The organism is Spirosoma flavus, assembly GCF_054778555.1.
Window position 1 is genome coordinate 166,242 of record NZ_BAAGZL010000005.1, and the last position, 20,360, is coordinate 186,601.

At 48.5% G+C, this 20,360-nt stretch carries 15 protein-coding genes; 7 read left to right on the forward strand and 8 right to left on the reverse strand.

Translation table 11 applies throughout. The annotated features are described in order from the left end of the window. Positions 1-5: 5 nt before the first annotated feature. Entirely contained in the window at positions 6-869 is an 864-nt protein-coding gene (locus ACYVF1_RS24470; protein WP_461083859.1) for an NmrA family NAD(P)-binding protein, read from the forward strand. 367 nt (positions 870-1,236) lie between these two features. Here the strand turns inward: ACYVF1_RS24470 and tamL are convergent, their stop codons facing one another. Beyond that, complete coding sequence (gene tamL / locus ACYVF1_RS24475; protein ID WP_461083861.1) at positions 1,237-3,801, reverse strand: translocation and assembly module lipoprotein TamL; 2,565 nt, start codon at positions 3,799-3,801, stop codon at positions 1,237-1,239. A gap of 103 nt (positions 3,802-3,904) precedes the next feature. On the opposite strand from tamL, the gene ACYVF1_RS24480 reads away from it, so the two are divergent. After that, positions 3,905-4,693 carry a TrmH family RNA methyltransferase gene (locus tag ACYVF1_RS24480; protein WP_461083863.1) on the forward strand — a complete coding sequence of 263 codons (789 nt, stop codon included), beginning with the start codon at positions 3,905-3,907 and terminating at the stop codon, positions 4,691-4,693. 115 nt (positions 4,694-4,808) lie between these two features. Further along, a complete protein-coding gene (locus tag ACYVF1_RS24485) occupies positions 4,809-6,692 on the forward strand; it encodes a cytochrome-c peroxidase (protein WP_461083865.1) in 1,884 nt (627 codons plus the stop codon). A 134-nt stretch (positions 6,693-6,826) separates the two neighbouring features. Here ACYVF1_RS24485 and ACYVF1_RS24490 read toward each other — a convergent pair whose 3' ends face one another. The 4 genes from ACYVF1_RS24490 to ACYVF1_RS24505 form a co-directional block, all read right to left on the reverse strand. Then, positions 6,827-9,808 (reverse strand): purple acid phosphatase family protein, encoded by a 2,982-nt coding sequence (locus ACYVF1_RS24490; RefSeq protein ID WP_461083867.1) that lies wholly within the window; start codon positions 9,806-9,808, stop codon positions 6,827-6,829. A 273-nt stretch (positions 9,809-10,081) separates the two neighbouring features. Then, entirely contained in the window at positions 10,082-10,867 is a 786-nt protein-coding gene (locus ACYVF1_RS24495; RefSeq protein WP_461083869.1) for a queuosine precursor transporter, read from the reverse strand. An 88-nt stretch (positions 10,868-10,955) separates the two neighbouring features. After that, positions 10,956-11,165: a hypothetical protein gene (locus ACYVF1_RS24500; protein WP_461083871.1), complete on the reverse strand. Its 210-nt coding sequence runs from the start codon at positions 11,163-11,165 to the stop codon at positions 10,956-10,958. Between the two features lie 10 nt (positions 11,166-11,175). Beyond that, complete coding sequence (locus ACYVF1_RS24505; protein ID WP_461083872.1) at positions 11,176-12,585, reverse strand: hypothetical protein; 1,410 nt, start codon at positions 12,583-12,585, stop codon at positions 11,176-11,178. 253 nt (positions 12,586-12,838) lie between these two features. Between ACYVF1_RS24505 and rbfA the strand changes: the two genes are divergently transcribed. Then, positions 12,839-13,216: a 30S ribosome-binding factor RbfA gene (gene rbfA, locus ACYVF1_RS24510; RefSeq protein ID WP_461083874.1), complete on the forward strand. Its 378-nt coding sequence runs from the start codon at positions 12,839-12,841 to the stop codon at positions 13,214-13,216. 104 nt (positions 13,217-13,320) lie between these two features. Next, positions 13,321-14,526, forward strand: coding sequence for an ABC transporter permease (locus tag ACYVF1_RS24515; protein ID WP_461083876.1), 1,206 nt, complete (start codon positions 13,321-13,323; stop codon positions 14,524-14,526). A 60-nt stretch (positions 14,527-14,586) separates the two neighbouring features. Here ACYVF1_RS24515 and ACYVF1_RS24520 read toward each other — a convergent pair whose 3' ends face one another. Beyond that, complete coding sequence (locus ACYVF1_RS24520) at positions 14,587-15,804, reverse strand: sugar MFS transporter (RefSeq protein WP_461083878.1); 1,218 nt, start codon at positions 15,802-15,804, stop codon at positions 14,587-14,589. Between the two features lie 200 nt (positions 15,805-16,004). Next, the gene (locus ACYVF1_RS24525) at positions 16,005-17,111 is read right to left on the reverse strand and encodes an MBL fold metallo-hydrolase (protein WP_461083880.1); all 1,107 of its coding nucleotides are present in this window, start codon (positions 17,109-17,111) and stop codon (positions 16,005-16,007) included. 277 nt (positions 17,112-17,388) lie between these two features. Between ACYVF1_RS24525 and ACYVF1_RS24530 the strand changes: the two genes are divergently transcribed. After that, entirely contained in the window at positions 17,389-17,850 is a 462-nt protein-coding gene (locus ACYVF1_RS24530) for a 6-pyruvoyl trahydropterin synthase family protein (protein WP_461083882.1), read from the forward strand. After that, positions 17,813-18,571 carry a GTP cyclohydrolase I FolE gene (gene folE / locus ACYVF1_RS24535; protein WP_461083884.1) on the forward strand — a complete coding sequence of 253 codons (759 nt, stop codon included), beginning with the start codon at positions 17,813-17,815 and terminating at the stop codon, positions 18,569-18,571. Before ACYVF1_RS24530 ends, folE begins: the two co-directional genes overlap by 38 nt. Positions 18,572-18,676: 105 nt before the next feature. On the opposite strand, the gene ACYVF1_RS24540 is transcribed toward folE, so the two are convergent. After that, positions 18,677-20,272, reverse strand: coding sequence for an aldehyde dehydrogenase (NADP(+)) (locus tag ACYVF1_RS24540; protein WP_461083886.1), 1,596 nt, complete (start codon positions 20,270-20,272; stop codon positions 18,677-18,679). Positions 20,273-20,360 lie beyond the last annotated feature (88 nt).

Here is a 20,360-nt window from a genome sequence, read left to right on the forward strand (position 1 = left end):
TTGCTATGTACATTATTCTGGGGGCCACAGGCCATGTTGGATCGGCCGTTGCTCAATCTTTGCTGGATAAAGGAGAGCCCGTTACCGTGATCACTCATGACGCAAAAAAAAGGGAGGCCTGGCAGCAAAAGGGAGCTGCTGTCGCAGTTGTGAATGTGTATGACACCGAGTCGTTGCGGACGATATTTCAGCAGGGCAAACGCCTGTTTGTGCTTAATCCACCTGCCCCCATCACCACTGATACGGCTGAGGAAGAACGCCGAAGTGTCCAATCGATTCTAGCCGCCCTAACCGATTCAGGTCTCGAAAAAATCGTGGCTGAGTCGGTCTATGCAGCGCAGCCAGGTGATCGGATAGGCGACTTGGGCGTGCTTTACGAACTGGAACAGGGTTTGCTCAAGACGGGCATTCCCACCAGTATCATTCGGGCGGCCTACTACATGAGTAACTGGGATATGGCCCTGGCCACGGCTCAGCAGGCCGGTCAGGTGCACACGCTCTACCCACCTGCTTTCAAGTTGCCGATGGTAGCCCCGCAGGATCTGGGGGCGGTAGGGGCTCGCCTTTTGCAGGAACCGGTCGAACAAACTGGCCTTCACTACGTAGAAGGGCCAGAACGTTACTCATCGGCTGAGGTGGCTGCCGCCTTTGGCGTTGCTTTGGGCAAAGAAGTTAAAGCGGTTGAGACACCGCGCGAAGCCTGGGTGAGTAGTTTGCAGCAGATGGGCTTTTCTGGGCCAGCCGCGAAGTCAATGGCGGCCATGACAGCTATTACGTTGGCACAAGCCTACGAGCTACCGGATGATCCCATCCGGGGGGGCATTACTTTACAGATGTACATTTCCGCACTCGTCGAGCAGAGCCAGTAAGCTCTTGCGGCAGAATCTGCATGACTGGTCAGATTCTGCCGCAAAATTGGAAGTCATCGAGTCAATCATGATAAAAGATACTATTCTTTGAGTAATGGACGATTATCACCACTGATTGTCAAATCTCGTAAAACGCTCACACTTGAGACGAAGGAATTTTGTCATTTTGGCAAATAAAAGTCCCCATCTGTTAGCCCATTTTTTAAAAAGGGCCGTTTATGGCTTAATTGAGGCACACATAGTTAAATTGTGTTAAGTGGTTATAGTTCTGGCTTGCAGGCGCCGATACCTGTGGGGAGTAGACGAAATATGTTTGTAAGCCTGCAGTTTTAACGGGTAACCTGCGAGCCTAAGCTCACGCTACGTATTAGAAAGGGTAGCCAATGCCGAAATTTATAATCAAGGGATTTTTTCCAGTCGATAACCGACGGAACGAAAATTCGCGGAGCATGAAGCGCTCGTCATAGAATGGGCCGTCGGGCTCAAGCTGATAACGACGGGCGGGATCCCAAACTTTAATACCGCCATCAAGTCGAATGACGAAGAAAGAGAAGTCAATACGTAGCCCGACGCCCGTACCGACTGCTATCTGCGGAATAAACGTATCAAGCTGAAATTGTTCGCCCACGCGCCTGGGGTTATTCCGAATCGCCCATACGTTACCTGCATCAATGAACAAAGCTCCATTAATATCCGCACCGAGCCTAAATAGTCGTCCCCGTAATTCGGCTGATCCTTCAATGAGCATATCACCGGGTTTTTCAAAGGTGTAGGCAAATTGTTCGCTCCGTCGATCTCGCTGGCTAAAAATGGGAACGGTCGGATAATCGCGTGTTGGCTGAGGCACTTCAGAACCAGGGCCTAACCGACGGGGAAGCCATCCTCGAATACTGTTGCTGCCGCCAGCAAAAAATAGCTTTTCGTAAGGGGCTGTCTGGTTAGGGCCATAACCGTACACAATTCCTGTGTTAAAGCGAAACGCTAACGTAGTGCGCGAACGGATTGGAATATAATGACGATAATCGACGGTTAGACGTATAAATTTATAAAACTGAAGCCCGGTTACAGACGAGTCGCTCCAGTGCTCGATGGTTTTATTAGAAAAGAAATTTAACGTAGTACCGCCTGATTCGATGGCCGTGCGGAAGAAATTGGCCCGCCGATTTTGCCCCGGTACGTTGGTGTTGTAGGTGTAGGCAAAGCTAAAACTTGAACTGAGCGATTTCCGAAAACTTAAATAAACTGTACTGCCTGCTTCCGATTGTTGTTCAAGCTGTGCCTTAAATGCTTCTCCTAGTTGTGTATCGAAATTGGCATTAATCAGGTTGATGTCTGCAACCAGGAAACTAAACTGTTTCGATGGCGTCGTTTGCCAGTTGTAGGCCATCGTCGAACGTAGCAGTGAGCGCTTGTAATCGGGCCGAACGGTGTTGTTAAAGCTCAAACTGACTTGCGTTCGTGGGTTGTATCGGTTGAAAAAAAATCGCCCGCGACCCGGAAACAGAATTTGTGGGAACGTAAGAGAACTGATTACGCCAAATTCGTTCGATCGATAAAAAATCTGCTTGCTGGATTGATCGGTATCAAAACCAGTTTGGTATTCCAGACCATAACGTACCGTTGTTTCAAAGGTTTCCAGACCCCCAAACAGGTTGCGTGCCCGAAACGTTACGTTGGCAAATGGTCCCGGCGTAGTTTGCGCTAGTACAAACACCCCTCCTTCGAATGTATAATCGTATTTGTCGAGCGGAGAAGCCGTAATGAGTGTTCGTAAGCGCCGATTCGTGGTATCGATAAAGTTGAGGTTTACGAACTTGAACTGGTTGAGCAAAAACAACTGACGCTGGGTATCACGATAGTTGGTTTGGCTATAAAGCTGATTGGGACGAAACAGAATTTTACTTTCCAGCAACGACATAGACATGTTTCTACTGCCCAGCAGATACCGAATGCCATCTCGTTGAATGGTGTCGTATCGGGAAGACGATGCCCCAGCTACAGTAGGACCCTGCGTTGTGCCCAGTACGTCGGTATCACCGTTGGGGCTGATACGTACCTCTACGTCGCCAATGCGGTAAATCGGATGACTTGACCGGCCCGGCGGGTTGGCAATTTGTAAAACCAAATCGACTTTCCGCCTAGTGGTGTCGCCTAGCTGAAACCGATCTGTTCCGCGCCGTACCGTATCAACATCGGTAGCTCTAATGTATTGGCGAGAGAACCCATAATAACCCTGATCACGTAGCAGTGTCTCGATACGGATTCGTTCCGCCGTCATATTGTCGAAATCGAACCGCACGCCGGGTTGAAGTTTTGAATCCTCAAGCGATTTCCGGACTATTGAATCAACCTTAGAATCCGCAATTTCGTAGTAAATATTTCGCAGATAGAATCCCGCGTGCTCAGCCACCAGATAGTTCACCCGAATCTGACGCCGACGTAACGTATCGAGTTTATAGCCAACCTGAGCGTTAAAAAAACCTTTGTCGGATAAATATTTCTGCATTTTGGCCGCATTTGCCTTGGCATCCTGCTCGGCAAAATAAGCGGGTGGATCGCCAAGGTTGCGCATGGTCCAATTGCCTTCTTCAGCCCGAACCCGCAGTTTTTTTAATTTACGCTCGTACCGTCGATTCAGTTTTTTAAGAGCGTCAGGTTGATTGGCCAATAACTGACTTTGCTGTTCAAATTCGTTAGTTTTGGCCTGCAACTCACGAATGGCGGCTTCGCGGTCGTATTTTCGCTGACCAATTTGATAAAACCAGAGCTGGGGGGTAATGGGCAACCCAAGAAGTCGCCGGTTCGGTTTTTGGGGAATCAGGCTTTCCAGGTCTTCATCCGAAATGGTTTTGTTGTCCCGAATCGTTTGCGACGTTAGAATATATTCATTTCTGCGGAGTTGTTTCGAGCTAAAACAGGACGATAAAGACACAACTACTATCAGCAGACTTATTTTTAATGTATGATGTGTGATGTATGATATATGCTTCCTAAGCCAGTCATACATCATATATCGTATATCATACTTTTTTTCCATGCTTTCCAAAAATCAGCTTAAATATATTCAGTCGTTGCACCAGAAAAAATACCGGCAGCAGCACGGCGCGTTTCTGGTAGAAGGTGCCAAAAGCGTTCAGGAGGTTCTACAGTCTGACTTCGAAACCGAAGTCGTGGTGGCTACTGAACTATTTTACAAAGAAAACGCTCACCTGACAGACCGCCAACGAACTCCCGTGGAAATCGTGTCGGCCTCCGACCTGACCCGTATGGGAACGCTCGAAAGCAACAATGCTGCCCTGGCTGTGGTCAGAACGAAAGAAAACGTCCCACTATTGGCTGAAACAGATGAGATTGTGCTGATTTTGGACGATATACGCGATCCCGGCAATCTGGGGACCATATTACGGATTGCAGACTGGTATGGCATTCGGAAAATTTTATGTTCCGGTACCACCGCCGACGTCTACAACCCTAAAGTGATTTCGGCCAGCAAAGGCTCCTTCACCCGCGTAAACTGGTGGTATGGCGACGTAGTAAAGGTGCTTCAGCAGGCCAGCAAACAGCCGACTAACGTAGTATATGGTGCCTTTCTAGACGGTCACGATGTTCATTCACTGGCCTTTGCTGTGTCGGGTTATCTGGTGATGGGTAACGAATCGAATGGCATCAGCGCCGACGTAGCGAAGTATGTAACGCAGCGTGTCACTATTCCGCGTTATGGTAATGCCGAATCGCTCAACGTAGGCATTGCTACGGCCGTGTTGCTGGATAATATTCGGCGGCTTACGGGCCCCGGTAGCCAGAGCCTGTCGGGGGCGCATTGACCAGTTAATAGCCTATTTCTGGAAAAAAATCATTATTTTCGATGATGATACGCGTGCCATTTTGTCAAGAGATTATATACGTACCATCTTTGAAAAGAAGCTCATAATCAGGTTCATGCATCGACTGCTAGCACTGTTTTTACTGGTACTGATTGGCCCGGCATTTCTGCCGAAGTCGTCACCGCCCGACCCCACAGGGCAGATGGTGTACCAGCAGTTCATGGTCGATAAAACGCGTTTTCATGAACAGGTACAGCAACTGGCCAATTTCGTCGCTGCGGACGCCCCAACGGATTCACTACAGCTTGCTTTCAAACGGAGTCGTCAACTTTATAAACGTATCGAATGGTTGCTGGAATTTTATCAGCCATTTCTGGCAACCCACGTCAATGGTCCGCCGGTGCCGGAAGCTGAAATTTATGAACCAGGTCAGTTTGTTATACAACCGACTGGTTTGCAGGTAGTAGAAACATATTTATTCCCCACTTACGATGCCAATCAAAAAGTAGATCTGACCCGCGAATTGAACGTATTGATTTCCTATTCGTCGCGGTTGGAGCAGGGAATACCCGCCAATCTTCTGAATGATACCGATATTCTGGAAGCTGTTCGTCAGCAATTATTTCGACTTTTAACGCTGGGCATAACCGGATACGATGCGCCCGAAACACGTAGCGGTTTATCCGAAACTGCTACGTCGCTGCGAGCGATGCATTCGGTGCTACGTCCTTATCTGGTACGATTACACCAACCAATTGCGGCCCAGGTCGAAAAGCGCTGGCAATCGACAATTCAGGCCGTAGAAGAGGCCACTGATTTTGATACGTTCGATCGTGTTACGTTTATTCGGGAGCAGCTTTACCCGCTCTGTCGGGCCTTGCAGCAGACGCGCCAGGAGCTGAAAATTCCGGCTCCGGCGAGTGGCCGTTTTCTGTCACCGACGGCTGCTACGTTGTCAGATTCAGGAGCGTTTCGGTCTGACTACGTAACTAATTTTCGGGCGTTTGCCAGTAGTCCGCAGAAGGTAGCGCTGGGTCGGACGTTGTTTTTCGATCCTCTATTATCCGGAAATAACGCCCGTAGTTGTGCATCCTGTCATCAGCCCGAACGTGCCTTTACGGATGGACGTAGTAAAAGCCGGGCTTTCGGAAACCCTATAAAACGGGTAAATCGCAATGCCCCTACGTTGCTGAATGCCGGTTTGCAGAAGGCGCAGTTCTACGATTCACGGGTTATTTATTTAGAAGATCAGGCGCACGACGTTCTGAAAAATGCGCACGAAATGCGTACTTCTCCTGAAGAAATCGTTGAAAAATTAGGAGCCAGTTTACAATATAAAACCCTGTTTACCAGCGCTTTCTCAGACGGTATCTCGCCGGTAAATATACGTAACGCGCTTGCCTGCTACGTTCGCAGCCTCACAAGCCTGAACGCCCGGCCTGACCGTTATCTGCGTGGTGAAGACGTAGCCATTTCGTCTGATGAACGGCTGGGACTCAATTTGTTCCTGGGTAAAGGCCGTTGCGCCACGTGTCACTTTTTCCCAATTTATAACGGATACGTACCGCCCCATTTTGAAAAAGTGGAGAGCGAAATCATCGGCGTACCCCGACACCCGAAAACAAGCCGTGCGCGACTCGATGCCGATGTCGGGAAATTTGGGCCATTCGGGAAAAATCTTCACCGATTTGCTTTCAAAACGCCGACGGTACGTAACGTGGCGCTGACGGCTCCGTATATGCACAATGGTGCTTATAAAACGCTGGATCAGGTCGTGGATTTCTACAACCGGGGTGGTGGCAAAGGAATCGGTATCGACCTGGAAGGACAAACCCTAGCCGAAGATTCACTCCACCTGACCGCCCATGAACAACATGCGCTGGTTGCTTTCATGAAGGCCCTGACCGACACGACTGGCCTTACGGCACGTCCTCGTCAACTACCCATCGTTGAAGGGCACCCAGCCTGGAATCGCCGAAAACCGGGAGGGCGGTATTGATACTTTCCTAATGTAAAATAGTTATAGAGTTATAAGGTTGTAGGGTTGTAAAGTTGCGACAGGGCAACGTTACGTATGCCCGACGGCCGTTTCAGGAACTTTACAACCCTACAACCTTATAACTCTACAACCCTTTACGGTTGTAATTTCAAAACGGAATTCTGGCCGTTCAGGAGCTGCGTACCGGGATCGTAAATAACCTTCATACCCAAAACGGTCGTGTTATCGGGAATTGTAGTGAAGTGCTTCACGCGCAGGATGTCGCCGGTGCCGGGTACTCGATTTCCTGACCAAACCGTGGGGTCGTTCCAGTCGCCGGTTTTAACGGTCTGCATATTGGGCGAGGGCGCATTGGTTACCTGCACCGTAAATGTATTTTGTACACAGTTCTGAACATCACGTACTTGATACGTATGTGTACCTGCCGGCGGGCTGATTACCACCGAACGTGTGTTTGCCGAAAACCCACCGTCGGCCGGGTTACTCCAGACGTAGTTACTGATGAATGGGGAGGTCAACGTAACGGATTGCCCGCTGGTAACCGTCAGCGACTGAGCAATACCGACGTCTTTCAGGATGGTGAATTGGTCGGCAGTAGTGTAGCTATACGGCGGGTTTGCATTCTGATTCTGGAGAAATTTGGCATCCAGACGGTTGTCTTCCACCTCAAAATAAAATGATCCACCAATTTCTTTCTGGGTGTACACCATAGCTGGATGAGTGCCAAGGCCAGGAATTTTCCCCAACGCCCCCGCCGACCCCGACACTACGTAAACCGTTCCCTGCTTTTTCTTCTCGGAGGTTTTTTTATAAGGACACGACCCACCCGATCCATCGTAACGTCCGTTACTGTCGTCGCCGGCAAAGCGGAAAGCCGATGGATTGTTTGCGTAGGTTGTCATACTGTTGGTGTTGTAAAGATCGTGCAGGGGGTACGAACGCTCGTACACGTGGCTGTGCCCAGCCATGACTATATCGACGCCGTAACGTTCCAGAATAGGATTGATAACCTGCCGGATAGCAATCAGGTCGGATTCGGTTTCGGAGTTGTGCGAACCCTGGCTGTAGGCTGGAAAATGCTGATACACAATCTTCCATTTTTTGTTAGTCGACGCCAGATCGTTTTTCAGCCAGATTACCTGCGGATGGTTGATCGTATCTTCATAAAATCGCTTCTGAATCCCACCAACGTTACGGAGTCCGTAGCCATCGAGCATCACAAAATGGATAGGGCCATAATCGAACGAATACCATTCTTTAGTACCCGAAGCAACGCCACCCGCTTCTGCGTTCGTCGGAAAATTAAATATAGAAAAGTACGGAATATTGTGATTCTCAGCCAGGACGGCGCTGTTGTTATAATCATGATTACCGGGAACTGAATACATCACGGAATTTTTCATCAGACTGGTGGCCTGATAGCGGTCAAAGAATTTTGTCTGATAGGTTGGGTCATCGCCATCATACGAGTTGTCGCCAATGAGCATCCATAAATCGGTGGAATTGCTGCCCCGGAACGTTAGGAACCCGTCACGCACTTTTATCTGGTTGTCGATGGTTTCATTGGAACCGCAGTCGCCAAAGGAAACCACCCGGATTTTACGCTTTGTATTACCCAGTGGGGCCGTCAGAAAATAATTGTCCGGACCTTGCTGAAGCACGTACGACGTAGTGCCCACACTGTAGAAATACTGTTTATCGGGCTGAAGACTAGTGAGTTGAACTTCGTGTTCGGTAGTGCTGGTCGCTTCATTTACGGCACCTGTTAAACTGCTGGCAGAAAGTCCATACGTTACCCGCCCGACGTTTGCTACGTCGGTACGCCAGCGAATGGTTGCTCCGGTTTTAGTGCCTAAAGTCAGGTACGGCCCTCGCGTAATTGTGGCTGCTCCCTGCACCCGTATTTCGATGTTGAACGTAATATCCGACGTAGTGGGGCCCACCTGGTGAATTTCAGCCGCAATGATGTTTTCACCATTCTGGAGTAACGTAGTACTGATGGGTTGCCAGGCCGACCACGTTGTTTCGGCCGATGCATCAACGGAAGCAGTAGCCAACGTAGTGTAAGAAGCTGGTCCAACGGGCATGTTATTGGTATTTCCGTTCACATCACGTGGTAATTCGGAGCCATTTACATAAATCAGAATTCCGTCGTCGCGCATGAACCGAATCTCGTAGCCGGGATTAGCGTTGATATTGGGAATATTAATTTTCTTCCGAAAATAGGTTGTCGGGAATTTATTGGTCGGATTTAGCCCGTAGCTGATGAAATTCGTATACGTATTGGCGTTGTAGGGATCGCTGCTGGCCGGGTCTACCGTAGCCGGGTTAGGGTCATTGGTTTCGCCATAGCCCATACGAACACGTGAGCCAATATTGGTCTGCTGCCAGAACGAATCGTCGTAGGCCAGGTTGCGCCAGACAGTACCCAAATCGGCGCCATGATCGCTGTATTTCCAATTTGTCGACGCTGCGGACAGAATGGGTATCGTGCTGGATACTAACGTATTGCTGTTCGATTCAGCGATAAATTCAAGACTGAAACTCAGGTCGGAACTAGTCGGGCCGATTTGATGAACTTCGGCGGCAATCACGTTACTGCCCGACCGAAGCGCCCCGTTGGGAATGTAAAATTCGTGGAATACAGTTTCTTCAACGTTAAGCGTAGCCGAGGTTGAATACGTAATAATTCCCGATGGCATCCCATCCCGGCGAATTTCGGTGCCGTTCAAATAAATGACAATCCCATCGTCGCGTTTGTAGCGAACCTTATACCGGAAACGATTCAGAAAAGAGCCGTCCGAAACGGTTTTGCGGAAATAAGCTGTGCGGTATTTGTTGTTGTCGTCAGGACCATAACTAAGCACCGTCGCTTCATCACCATCGCCGTATCCAAGTTCCGACGCTCCCGACGACCATGACGTAGGGTTAGTATCGTCATAGCCGAGATCTTTCCATGTATACGTAGTAGGTCCGACTACCTGATCGGCAGGGGTGATGCTTTTATCTGAATAGCGCCAGGAGTCACCATGGGCTATCAACGTAGTAGAAACAACCTGCGCGGTTGCCGATTGCCAGAGCAGCCAGATAAGGCTTATAGGAAGAAGTGCCTTCATAGGTAGTAATAACTATAGGTGCCACAGGATAATATGGTACTTATTAACAGTTATTCATCAGATAATCAATGTATTGACTGTTGAAATAGGTATAACGAATCTAATAGTATTTTTTAACTATTAAAGGAAATAGTAGAATATTTTTTTGCAGCGTTTGAATGGAGTAATTTCTAGCGTCGATTGTTGAAGTTTTAATCGCTTCAACAATAAAAAAGCGTTCGGGCTTCATCTCAGATGAAGCCCGAACGCGAACAATAAAGATACGTATCGAATTTACATAAATGAACTCATCGCCGATTCATTGGCAAGTTCTTCAGCGTGTTCCTTCCCTAAGTATTGATCGATAAAGTAATGGGCAACGTAGAGCAGGGGCGTCAATAGAACGGCCGTAAAAGCTTTATACATGTAATTGATAATGCCAACGGCTATCACTTGCGCCAGCGACCAGTTTCCGAACACATAGAAAGCGATCCCCAGCACAACAAATGAATCAATCAGTTGCGAAATAAGGGTAGAACCCGTAGCACGAAGCCAGATTTTCCGACTGCCAGTAACTTTACGTAGCGACTGAAAAACGTAGGCATCCAGAATCTGACCAATCAAAAACGCAGTCAACGATCCAATGATAATACCCAGTCCCTGCCGGAAAATCATCTGAAATGCGTTGTTGATATTTATTGGATTTCCGGCGGCATCTTTCGCGTTCACGTCGAGCCAGAACTGAGCCGGTGGCAAGGTAGTGACGGCATAAATAATCAGGAAACTATAGGCAACAAAACCAGCTGTCAGAAACGAAATACGTCGGACGCCCGCTTTGCCAAAATACTCGTTGATAATATCGGACGTAATGAAGACAAACGGCCAGATAACCGCTCCGGCAGTCAGGTTAAAATCCAGCACAAAATCGCTGAATAAATGAATCTGAGCAGGATTTGTACCCAGCAATGTTTCGACCGAAAAGATTTTAACCCCAATAATTTCGGCGACGAGCGCATTGGTGAGAAAAACCGCACTCAGAAAAATGTAAAGATTCGTGCGCTTATTGGTAAAAGAAGGCATAGTGAATGAGGAAGTAATGAGTAATGGATGGTGAGTAATGATTCGAAATGCGTAAAACAGTGTGCTTTCCTGGACGTTAATAATAGCCTTATTGCTGCCGACTAATTTGGCGATCGCGCAACATGAAAATTCCTCCAATCAGGCAACATAAAAAACCTATTATTCTAAAGAAAATTCCCCAACCAATAATGAAATAGGTATCATAAAGTTGAATACTAAAAGCTTCGCCTGTAAGCGCAAAAGAACCAGCAATCAGGAGTATACCAGATACCAAAAATATCAGTTTAGAATTCATCATTCTACTGGAACTACTTGCGCTTATATACGTCGTTAACCGCTGTTTTTTCGTAAAGGCTAGCTAAGCCGGGTGCACGCTGAAATAGTTTCTCAACTACGTTTTCACGGTCAATGATATAATCGGGCGGGTCGTTTCGAAAATGATCGAAAACATTGATAACAGCTTCGTAATTGTCCAGATTCTTTAAGTCGTATTTGGCAAGGTCCCAGTTAAGGTATGGAGTGGCCAGCCGATTTTGCCGGTAAGCGCTCAAATCCTCGCCAATAATTAAAATACGTTGATTCTGGATATTGGGCGGTAGGGGAGATTTCTGCACCTGCAAGCTACTCAACCGCCCCAGTTCAGCACCCGGAATCAACCCCAGCGACCCCTGGTAGAAGAACAGCAAAATCAGACTAAACGCGATAATAAAACCAGTTTCGGCCAGCCAGGCTTTGCGGACATTCTCGAAATAAAAATAACTGAAATACGCCATTGCCGGCACAAAACTCAGGAAAGCCATCGGGGCCAGAAACGGCATTAGCCCAATGGTCAATACCGCCACAACGAACCAGATGGCCATGATTTGCTGGATACGTTGCTGAAAATTACCGTAGCGATTTCGGCTATTGAACAGACTCAGAAACCCTAAAACGCCCAGCCCCAGTGGAATCAGCAACGACACTATCAACGACTGGAAATCAGACAACGAATACTGCCGAACCCGGAACACAGACGCTAACAAATTGCGGTTAAAATCGTCAAAACTGTCGAAGAGGTAATAGAACAGAATTGTACTGGCAACCGGAAACAGAAACCCAAACAACGACAACGAATACTGCCGGAACGTAGCGCCCGTATAAAAAAGCAGCGACAAAGCCGCCCACAGAATAAATAGCGCTGAAGGCAGGTAAAACAACGTAGCAATGCCAATGTAAAAGCCGACTTCAAACACTTCATCGGTAGCGCCCCGCCGTTCCATCTGCCGAATCAACGTACCAAAAGCCAGCAGCAGAAAACTCGTCGACATCAGCACCGGCGACAGCGTTAGGCAGTCGAACGACATGTGCATGAACAGCATGTAGAAAAGCCCCGGCCAGAAAGTACGGTCCGGATAAACATCACGAACGTTGGTCAGGTAATTGAAGTAAACGATCTGAAAGACGGATACCAACGTAGCGGCCCCGTGCAGCGCAATGGGCGAGCGGCCAAACAACGTATCGAGCCCCCAGTAAACCAGCGCCGACAGCGGACTGACACTGTCCCAAATATCGCGGTAGAGCAAGTCGCCCTGACTCATCTGCTCGCCCACAATCATCCAGTTTAGTTCTGGAATCAGTAACGGAAACGAGTTCAGCAGTAAAGGCAACCGAATGAGCAGAAGCAGACCCAGCAGGCTGACGTATTGATAAGAGAAATACGATTGAAAGAAACGTAGCAAAACTAGTCGTCAGTTAGTAGTCGATAGTCGTCAGTCGCTAGTCCTTAGTAAGAGCAAAGTTGCTGCTAACGACAAAAAGCTATCGACTGACGACTAATTCCGTAAAATTAAGGTCAATTTCGGCAGAACGGAAAAATGAGCAGATATTTGCGAATGAAGAAATAGACCGAACGTAAAGTTCGTTAGTTAGCGATATGTACACCTGAACTATTCGGTTAATCTATCGTTGAGTTAATACGTAGTTTTTAAAAGTATGGAATCGAAACGACAGCAGAAAGTAGCGCGGCAGTTGCAGAAAGATTTAAGTGAAATTTTTCAGCGCGAGGTCCCGCATTTGTTCAACGGGGCATTCATCACCGTCACCAACGTGCGTGTTTCGCCCGATTTGAGCGTAGCGCGTGTATACCTTAGTTTTCTGGCTACGAAGAACAAACAGATGTTGCTCGAAACGATTCAGGAGAAAAGTAAAGTGATTCGGCAGCACCTCGGCGATCGTGTCCGGCACCAGCTACGTATCGTTCCCGAACTGAGCTTCTTCCTCGACGATACTGCCGAATACGCCGACAAAATGGACAAACTCTTCGCCGGTCTGGACATCCCGCCCGCGCCGGAAGAAGAAGATAAAGAATGAATGACCGGGCCGCCGGAACGGTGAACGTGCGAAAAGAAAGAGCCGCACATTCACCGCTCCGGCGGCCCGGTCATTCATTCTTTCGCTCTTTCGCTCTTTAATAAATGAACCTCCCTTCCTTTATTGCCCGCCGGTACTTTTTCTCCCGGAAGAAACGCAGTTTTATCAGTTGGCTTTCGACGCTCTCGATGCTTGGCGTGGGCGTGGGAACGATGGCATTGGTGGTAGTGCTGTCGGTCTTTAACGGCATGGAGGAATTGAACCGGCAAATTTTCAAAACCTTCGAAGCCGACATGACCGTTTTGCCGAAACAAGGGAAACGGTTCAAGGCGTCGTCGACGTTGATTAAACAACTACGCAATGTAGCGGGCGTTCAGTTGCTAACATCTATAGCACAGGACAATGCGTTGGCGCGGTATGGAAACGGAACCACCGTCATCAAGCTGAAAGGTGTGGACGACAGCTACCTGAAACGCTCACAAATTGATTCCTCCATAATTGAAGGGCGTAAGCTGCTGAATCGGGACGGTGTAAATTATGCCATTGTTGCCGAAGGGGTTCGACGTGACCTGAGCATCTCGCCGGTCGATATTCTGACCCCGCTCGAAGTGTTATATCCGCAAGGCGACAAATCGTTTAACGTACTGAATCCCGATGCCTTCAATCGCGAGTCGCTGACGGTTTCCGGGGTTTTCTTTATTGAATCACGCTACGATAATTTCGTACTCGCTCCGCTGGACGTAGCGCGAAGTCTGTTCGGCTTCACACCCGACGACGTAACGAGTCTTGAAATACAACTGAAACCAGGTACCGACGAAGAAGTTGCTAAGCAGGCGCTTCAGGAAGTGGCCGGGAGCGAATTGACTGTCCAGAGTCGCGATGATCTCAATACCGACTTGTACCGAACGATACGTATCGAAAAATTACTGGTAGCGCTGACGCTCTCGTTCATTATTCTGGTGGCGTCGGTGAATATCTTTTTCTCTCTGTCGATGCTGGTCATTGAGAAAAAGGCTGATATACAGATTCTGTACGCACTAGGTGCTACGCGAGGTATGGTACGTCGGATTTTCCTGATTGAAGGCGCATTAATTGCCGTTCTGGGAGCCGTAACGGGTCTGGTGTTGGGAATTGTTATTTGCCTCGCTCAGGAAAAATACGGCTTTATTGGTATGGGCACCGTCAGTTCCATCATCGACGCTTATCCTGTCAAGCTCGATACCAGCGACATTGCTATGACGGGAGTTTTGGTAATTCTAATTACCGTGCTGACGTCCTGGCTGCCTGCCCAACGAGCTGCCCGAACGTAGTAAAGGCCCCGAAAGTCAGCGCTTACCGGGGCCTTCCAAAAACATCAACGCTAATCTATTTTACCAGCTCGTCTTTTTATACCCTACTGTTGAATAATACAGGATAAAGGCAAAAAGAGGAAGTAATAAACCATAAGACATTTTAGGGCTGATATGGTCGAACAAATAACCGTGCAGGGGAGGCAATACGGCGCCACCGGCAATGGCCATAATAAGCAGGGCCGACCCAATCTTCGTAAATTTCCCGAGCCGATCCAACGCTAGTGGCCAGATGGCAGGCCAGGTTGGTGCGATGGCAAAGCCAAGCAGGGCAACACAAAGAATAGACGCAAACCCTTCCGTAAGTAACGCTCCAAACGTTAGAATTATCGCCAGAACCATACCCCAGCGTAGCGCGTTCTGTTGCGAAATCCAGCGCGGAATGGCTATAATACCGAGCAGATAACCCGCTAGCAGACCGTAAAGTGTATACTCGGTAAAATACTTGGCTTCGTCGTTTCCAAATCCAATCGCTTTACCATAATTGATGATCGTATCGCCCGAAATCACTTCGGCTCCAACGTAGCAGAACAACGCAATAACACCAAGCACCAGATTTGGGAACTGCCAAACGCTCGTATGCGACGTAGCGTCGGCAGGTGCATCTTCCTGCTCTTCAGATACTTCGGGTAAATTCGACAACCGGACTAATCCGGCCAACACTATTAAAACGCCCGTTAAAATCAGATAAGGGGTAACTACTTTCTCTAAACTTTGGGGACCTACGGCAACGCTGGCACCTGTCAGCAACAAGCTACCAAATACGCGCTGGCTAATGATACCCGCCAATTTGTTGGCAATGCCCATAAAGCTAATTCGCTGGGCAGCACTCTCGCGAGGACCAAGAATTGTTGCATATGGGTTAGAAGCCGTTTGCAGCACCGTCAGGCCAACGCCAATGAGAAATAAACCAACCAGAAATAGCGGATACGAAAAGGCTCGGGCCGCTGGTACGAATACCAACGTACCGACCGCCATAACCAGCAGCCCCAGCGACATCCCATTCTTGAATCCCGTTTTTTTCAGCACGGCCGACGATGGAATCGCCATCAAGGTATAAGAGATAAAGAAGGCAGAGGCCACCAGACTTGAACCAACTGTGCTTAGGTTAAACGCCTGCTTAAAAAAGGCCATCAGAACACTGTTGGTCCAGGTTACGAAGCCAAAAACAAAAAAGAGGGCACCAATAATAAGCAGTGGGCCCATGTAATTCTGGGTTTTAGGAGGGGCAGAAACCATTGTCGGAACTAGGATTTACCAGATTGATGCACAAATCTGATTTTGTTGAATTGTCAAATATGCGAAACAAAATCTGGTTAACCTTTTTTCTGAACCGGGATTTAACAGATTTAGGGATTTTCAGGATTTTGTTAATGGATGAAGTGCTTCAAAGAAGCGAAACCAGAATCCTGAAAATCCCTAAATCTGTTAAATCCCGGTCAGAAATTCCACCAGACAGTCCGCGGATACGTCGAATTCAGGACGACTGGCTCTCCGATTTTAGGGGTCGTTACGTCCAGCCCTACCTCATTCGCTTTTTTCAGCAATCGTTGAATCGGTTCGTTCCAGGCATGCATGGCAAGTGAAAACTTTGCCCAGTGAACAGGCAATACAGTTCGTGCCCGTAAATCCTGTGCGGCAGCGGCTACTTCTTCTGGCATCATGTGAATATTAGGCCAGTCTTTACCGTATTGGCCGCACTCGAGGATCGCCAGATCAAACGGGCCGTATTTGTCGCCAATTTCCTGAAAATGTTTCCCGTAACCCGAATCGCCCCCCAGAAACAGATTGTAGCCATGTAATTTCAGCACATAAGCCGTCCAGAGCGTTTTCCCCCGGGCTAAACTACGGCCCGAAAAGTGACGGGCTGGCACCGCCGTTATATGAATATCAGCAGATACTTCCTGCCCTTCCGACCAGTCGAACTCCGCAATCTGATTCGCCGGAACGCCCCAGCGTTCGAGATGAGCGCCAACGCCCAGCGCCGTATAGAATTTCTTTACCTTCGGGATTAACTTTTTAATTGTCTCAAAATCAAGGTGATCGTAATGGTCATGGCTAAGTACCAACATGTCGATGTTTGGCATATCGTCAACCGTGTATACATCGGAGCCGGCAAACGAGCCTCCAAAAAACGATACGGGTGATGCGTGTCCGCTGAAAACAGGGTCCATGAGCAACGTAACGCCCTTTGATTTAATGAGGTACGACGAGTGCCCGAACCAGACTATCGTGGGTTTATCGTCGGGAAGTGCTTTAAGATCGGTTTTAATCGAAGGTATCGGCAGAGGTGGGATATTGTTCTTGTCTTTATGAAAAAAGTCGTTCATCATCGTCAGGTACGACGCTTCTTCACGCATCACCGCCGTTTTTTCCAGATTCTGAAAAACTCCGTCGCGGTAATTGGGTGAGTGTTCGATACGTTGGAGACGGGTAGTAGAAGGATTGCTGCCAAAAACAGGCTGTTGCATGAAGAGTAACGTAGCGCCAGCCAGGCCAGTGAGAATCAATAAGGTAACTAACATAATGGTTCGAATTCGTTTCATGGAGGCAAAACGGGACGCTACGTTTGGAGGTTCCCAGTGCAGGCAAATGAATGGATAAGTGGGAACGTTACCGGATGAACGGATGTTATTTGCCTGAACCGACGCAACAGCTGTTAATATTGTTGGCGCAATATAAAACAAACGCTGTGAACGGCTGGTTAGTCAGCCACCACTATTGCATTCGAAAGAGCGTTCTGGCTACTCGCTCTGCTGTCTGCCTGTGTTGTACACAAACTTTGTAACGACAGGTTGATTGGACTTTTTTCAATCAGGTTTTATGCAAACCTCCATAATGGATGTTCCTTTAACGAACATTTCTGGAACCAACGCGCCACGTGTGGCCGTATTCCGGAAAGAACATTTCAACGCAGCTCACCGACTTAACAATCCAAACTGGTCGGATGAAAAAAACACCCGCGTTTACGGGAAATGCAATAATCCACATTTCCACGGGCACAATTATGAATTGATTGTGCAGGTCATCGGGCCAGTTGACCCCGAAACGGGCTACGTCATTGACATGAAATATCTGGGCGATCTGATGAAAGAACATGTCATCGAACGATTCGACCACAAAAATCTGAATCTTGATACCGTTGAGTTTGCCGATCTGAACCCGTCGGCCGAAAATATTGCCATCGTTATTTACACTATTTTACGCAACCATCTAAGTCAGGACTTAGACCTTAAAATCCGATTATATGAAACTGAACGGAACTTCGTCGAATACCCCGTCTAACGGTCGAGCTTTGGATGGCAACCAGCAAAACGGTCATAGCCTAAATGGGCAACAGCACGACGAACTGGTGGATGAAATCGGCGATGCGCACGGTGCTACGTCCATCGATACACCTATGCGTCCCGACGCGTTTGCGATGGACGACGATTTCAAAATCGATTTGATCGAAGAGCACTTTCGCGAAATCATGAACATTCTGGGTCTCGACCTGACCGACGACAGCCTGAAAGGATCGCCCCGGCGGGTTGCCAAGATGTACGTGAAAGAAGTGTTTAGCGGACTCAATCCGGCTAACAAACCCAAGCCAACGTTATTCGAAAATAAGTTTCGGTATAACGAAATGCTGGTTGAGAAGGACATTACGGTACAGACGTACTGCGAGCACCACTTTGTGCCTATTCTTGGAAAAGCGCACGTAGCCTACATTTCGAGCGGCAAAGTGATTGGACTTTCGAAGCTGAACCGGATTGTCGAATATTTCTGCAAACGTCCACAGGTTCAGGAGCGGTTAACCGTACAAATTGCCGAAGAACTCAAGCGCGTACTCGAAACCGACGACGTAGCAGTCATTATCGACGCCAAGCATTTATGCGTTTCGACACGCGGTGTGCACGACGTAAACAGTTCGACTATTACGTCCTCATACAGTGGCAAATTCGAAGAAGAAGCCACGCGGCAGGAACTGCTACGTTACATTAGTCAACCGGGTGTAACGATTTAAGAATAGTTATAGAGTTAAAAAGTTGAAGGGTTGTCGAGTTGGCTGACGCGAAAGCAATTTGTGCGTCAGCCAACTTTACAACCCTTCAACTTTTTAACTCTATAACTACTTCGTTATCAGTCCATCCACATTCCGCCAAATACCCAGTGGGTTTGCGTTTTGGAGGGCGGGCGGCAGCAATTCGTCAGGAAAGCTTTGGTACGTAACAGGACGCACAAAACGAAGGATGGCTCCCGTTCCGACCGACGTAGTACGGCTGTCGCTGGTGGCTGGAAATGGCCCACCGTGCGTCATCGCTTCGCTGACTTCTACCCCTGTTGGGAAGCCGCCGAATAGAACCCGACCTGCCTTAGCTTGTAATAAAGCTACCCAGTCGAAACTAGAGCTGCTGATTTCATCCGACGTAGCGTAAATGGTGGCCGTTAGCTGACCTTCAAGGCTTTCGATACACTCCGCCATGTCAGTTTCGGTATGGCAAACCACAATTAACGTAGTAGGGCCAAAGATTTCGTCGGCCAGAGCAGGACTGCTTAGAAATAACGGTGCCGTTGTGGTCAGCACAATTGGTTTTCCTTCGGTGCGGCTGGTCTCTGCGTCAGTCTCAGCTTCGGCCAATACGTGTACACCGGGCAACACACGACTGTTTTGGACACCCCGCTGGTAGTTCTGGCAAATGCCTGCGTTGAGCATGGTTGCCGGAGTCGATGCTCGTATACGTTCCGCGACTGTTTCCAAGAATACGTCAGTTTGCGGAGAATCGAGCAGAAAAACCAGACCCGGATTGGTACAGAATTGACCGACACCCAACGTAACAGATGCCGCCAAACCCGATGCAACAGCCACGGCATTTTTCTCAACAGCTCCCGGAAAAATAACAACCGGATTCACGGCGCTCATTTCTGCATAAACCGGAATTGGTTCAGGACGAGATTGCGCCACTTTCAAAAGGGCCATTCCGCCCGCCCGCGAGCCAGTAAAACCTACCGCTTTAACCGCCGGATGCGCCACTAATTCCTGAGCCGTTTCGTTGCTGGCATGAAGCAGCGAGAAAACGCCATCGGGCATTCCCGCTTTCACTGCCGCCGAAATAATGGCTTTTCCGACCAACGTCGACGTACCAGGGTGCGACGGGTGAGCTTTAAAAATAACCGGACAGCCAGCCGCCAGCGCCGACGCCGTATCGCCACCGGCTACCGAAAATGCCAGCGGAAAATTACTAGCTCCAAATACCACCACTGGCCCGATTGGAACTAACATCCGACGCAGGTCGGGGCGGGGGAGAGGTTGCCGATCTGGTAGGGCGGGGTTGATCCGTGCATCGACCCAGGAGCCTTCACGTAGCAGATTAGCAAACATTCGTAACTGCCCGGTAGTACGTCCCCGTTCGCCCGTAAGACGAGCCGTTGGTAAACCGCTTTCCAGAACGGCCTGTTCGATTAGTTCGTCGCCGAGGGCTTCAATTTCAGAGGCAATAAAGGTCAGGAAATCAGCTCGTTGTGCGGAGGTAGTTTTGGCGTAAACGGGGAAAGCAGTTGCTGCTTTTTCAACCGCCTGATTAGCCTGTCCACTGGTTACGTTGGAAAACTCTTCGTCAAGGTATTCGTGACGGACTGGAACGAATGCCTGAAAAAAATCGCCGTTTCCGGCAACGGCTTCATTGCCAATAAAACTGGTATTAAGAGAAGCAGGGGTGACGTTCATAAATGATAAAAATTGACCTGAGAGAGTTTAAGGTTCTTGCCAGTATGTACGACGTAGCACAAGTCTGCACTTCTAACAAACTATCCCT

Coding starts and splice junctions, on each gene's coding strand:
- ACYVF1_RS24470 (WP_461083859.1), top strand. CDS start 6: ATGTACATTATTCTGGGGGCCACAGGCCATGTTGGATCGGCCGTTGCT.
- ACYVF1_RS24480 (WP_461083863.1), top strand. CDS start 3,905: ATGCTTTCCAAAAATCAGCTTAAATATATTCAGTCGTTGCACCAGAAA.
- ACYVF1_RS24485 (WP_461083865.1), top strand. CDS start 4,809: ATGCATCGACTGCTAGCACTGTTTTTACTGGTACTGATTGGCCCGGCA.
- ACYVF1_RS24490 (WP_461083867.1), bottom strand. CDS start 9,808: ATGAAGGCACTTCTTCCTATAAGCCTTATCTGGCTGCTCTGGCAATCG.
- ACYVF1_RS24495 (WP_461083869.1), bottom strand. CDS start 10,867: ATGCCTTCTTTTACCAATAAGCGCACGAATCTTTACATTTTTCTGAGT.
- ACYVF1_RS24500 (WP_461083871.1), bottom strand. CDS start 11,165: ATGATGAATTCTAAACTGATATTTTTGGTATCTGGTATACTCCTGATT.
- rbfA (WP_461083874.1), top strand. CDS start 12,839: ATGGAATCGAAACGACAGCAGAAAGTAGCGCGGCAGTTGCAGAAAGAT.
- ACYVF1_RS24515 (WP_461083876.1), top strand. CDS start 13,321: ATGAACCTCCCTTCCTTTATTGCCCGCCGGTACTTTTTCTCCCGGAAG.
- ACYVF1_RS24520 (WP_461083878.1), bottom strand. CDS start 15,804: ATGGTTTCTGCCCCTCCTAAAACCCAGAATTACATGGGCCCACTGCTT.
- ACYVF1_RS24525 (WP_461083880.1), bottom strand. CDS start 17,111: ATGAAACGAATTCGAACCATTATGTTAGTTACCTTATTGATTCTCACT.
- ACYVF1_RS24530 (WP_461083882.1), top strand. CDS start 17,389: ATGCAAACCTCCATAATGGATGTTCCTTTAACGAACATTTCTGGAACC.
- folE (WP_461083884.1), top strand. CDS start 17,813: ATGAAACTGAACGGAACTTCGTCGAATACCCCGTCTAACGGTCGAGCT.
- ACYVF1_RS24540 (WP_461083886.1), bottom strand. CDS start 20,272: ATGAACGTCACCCCTGCTTCTCTTAATACCAGTTTTATTGGCAATGAA.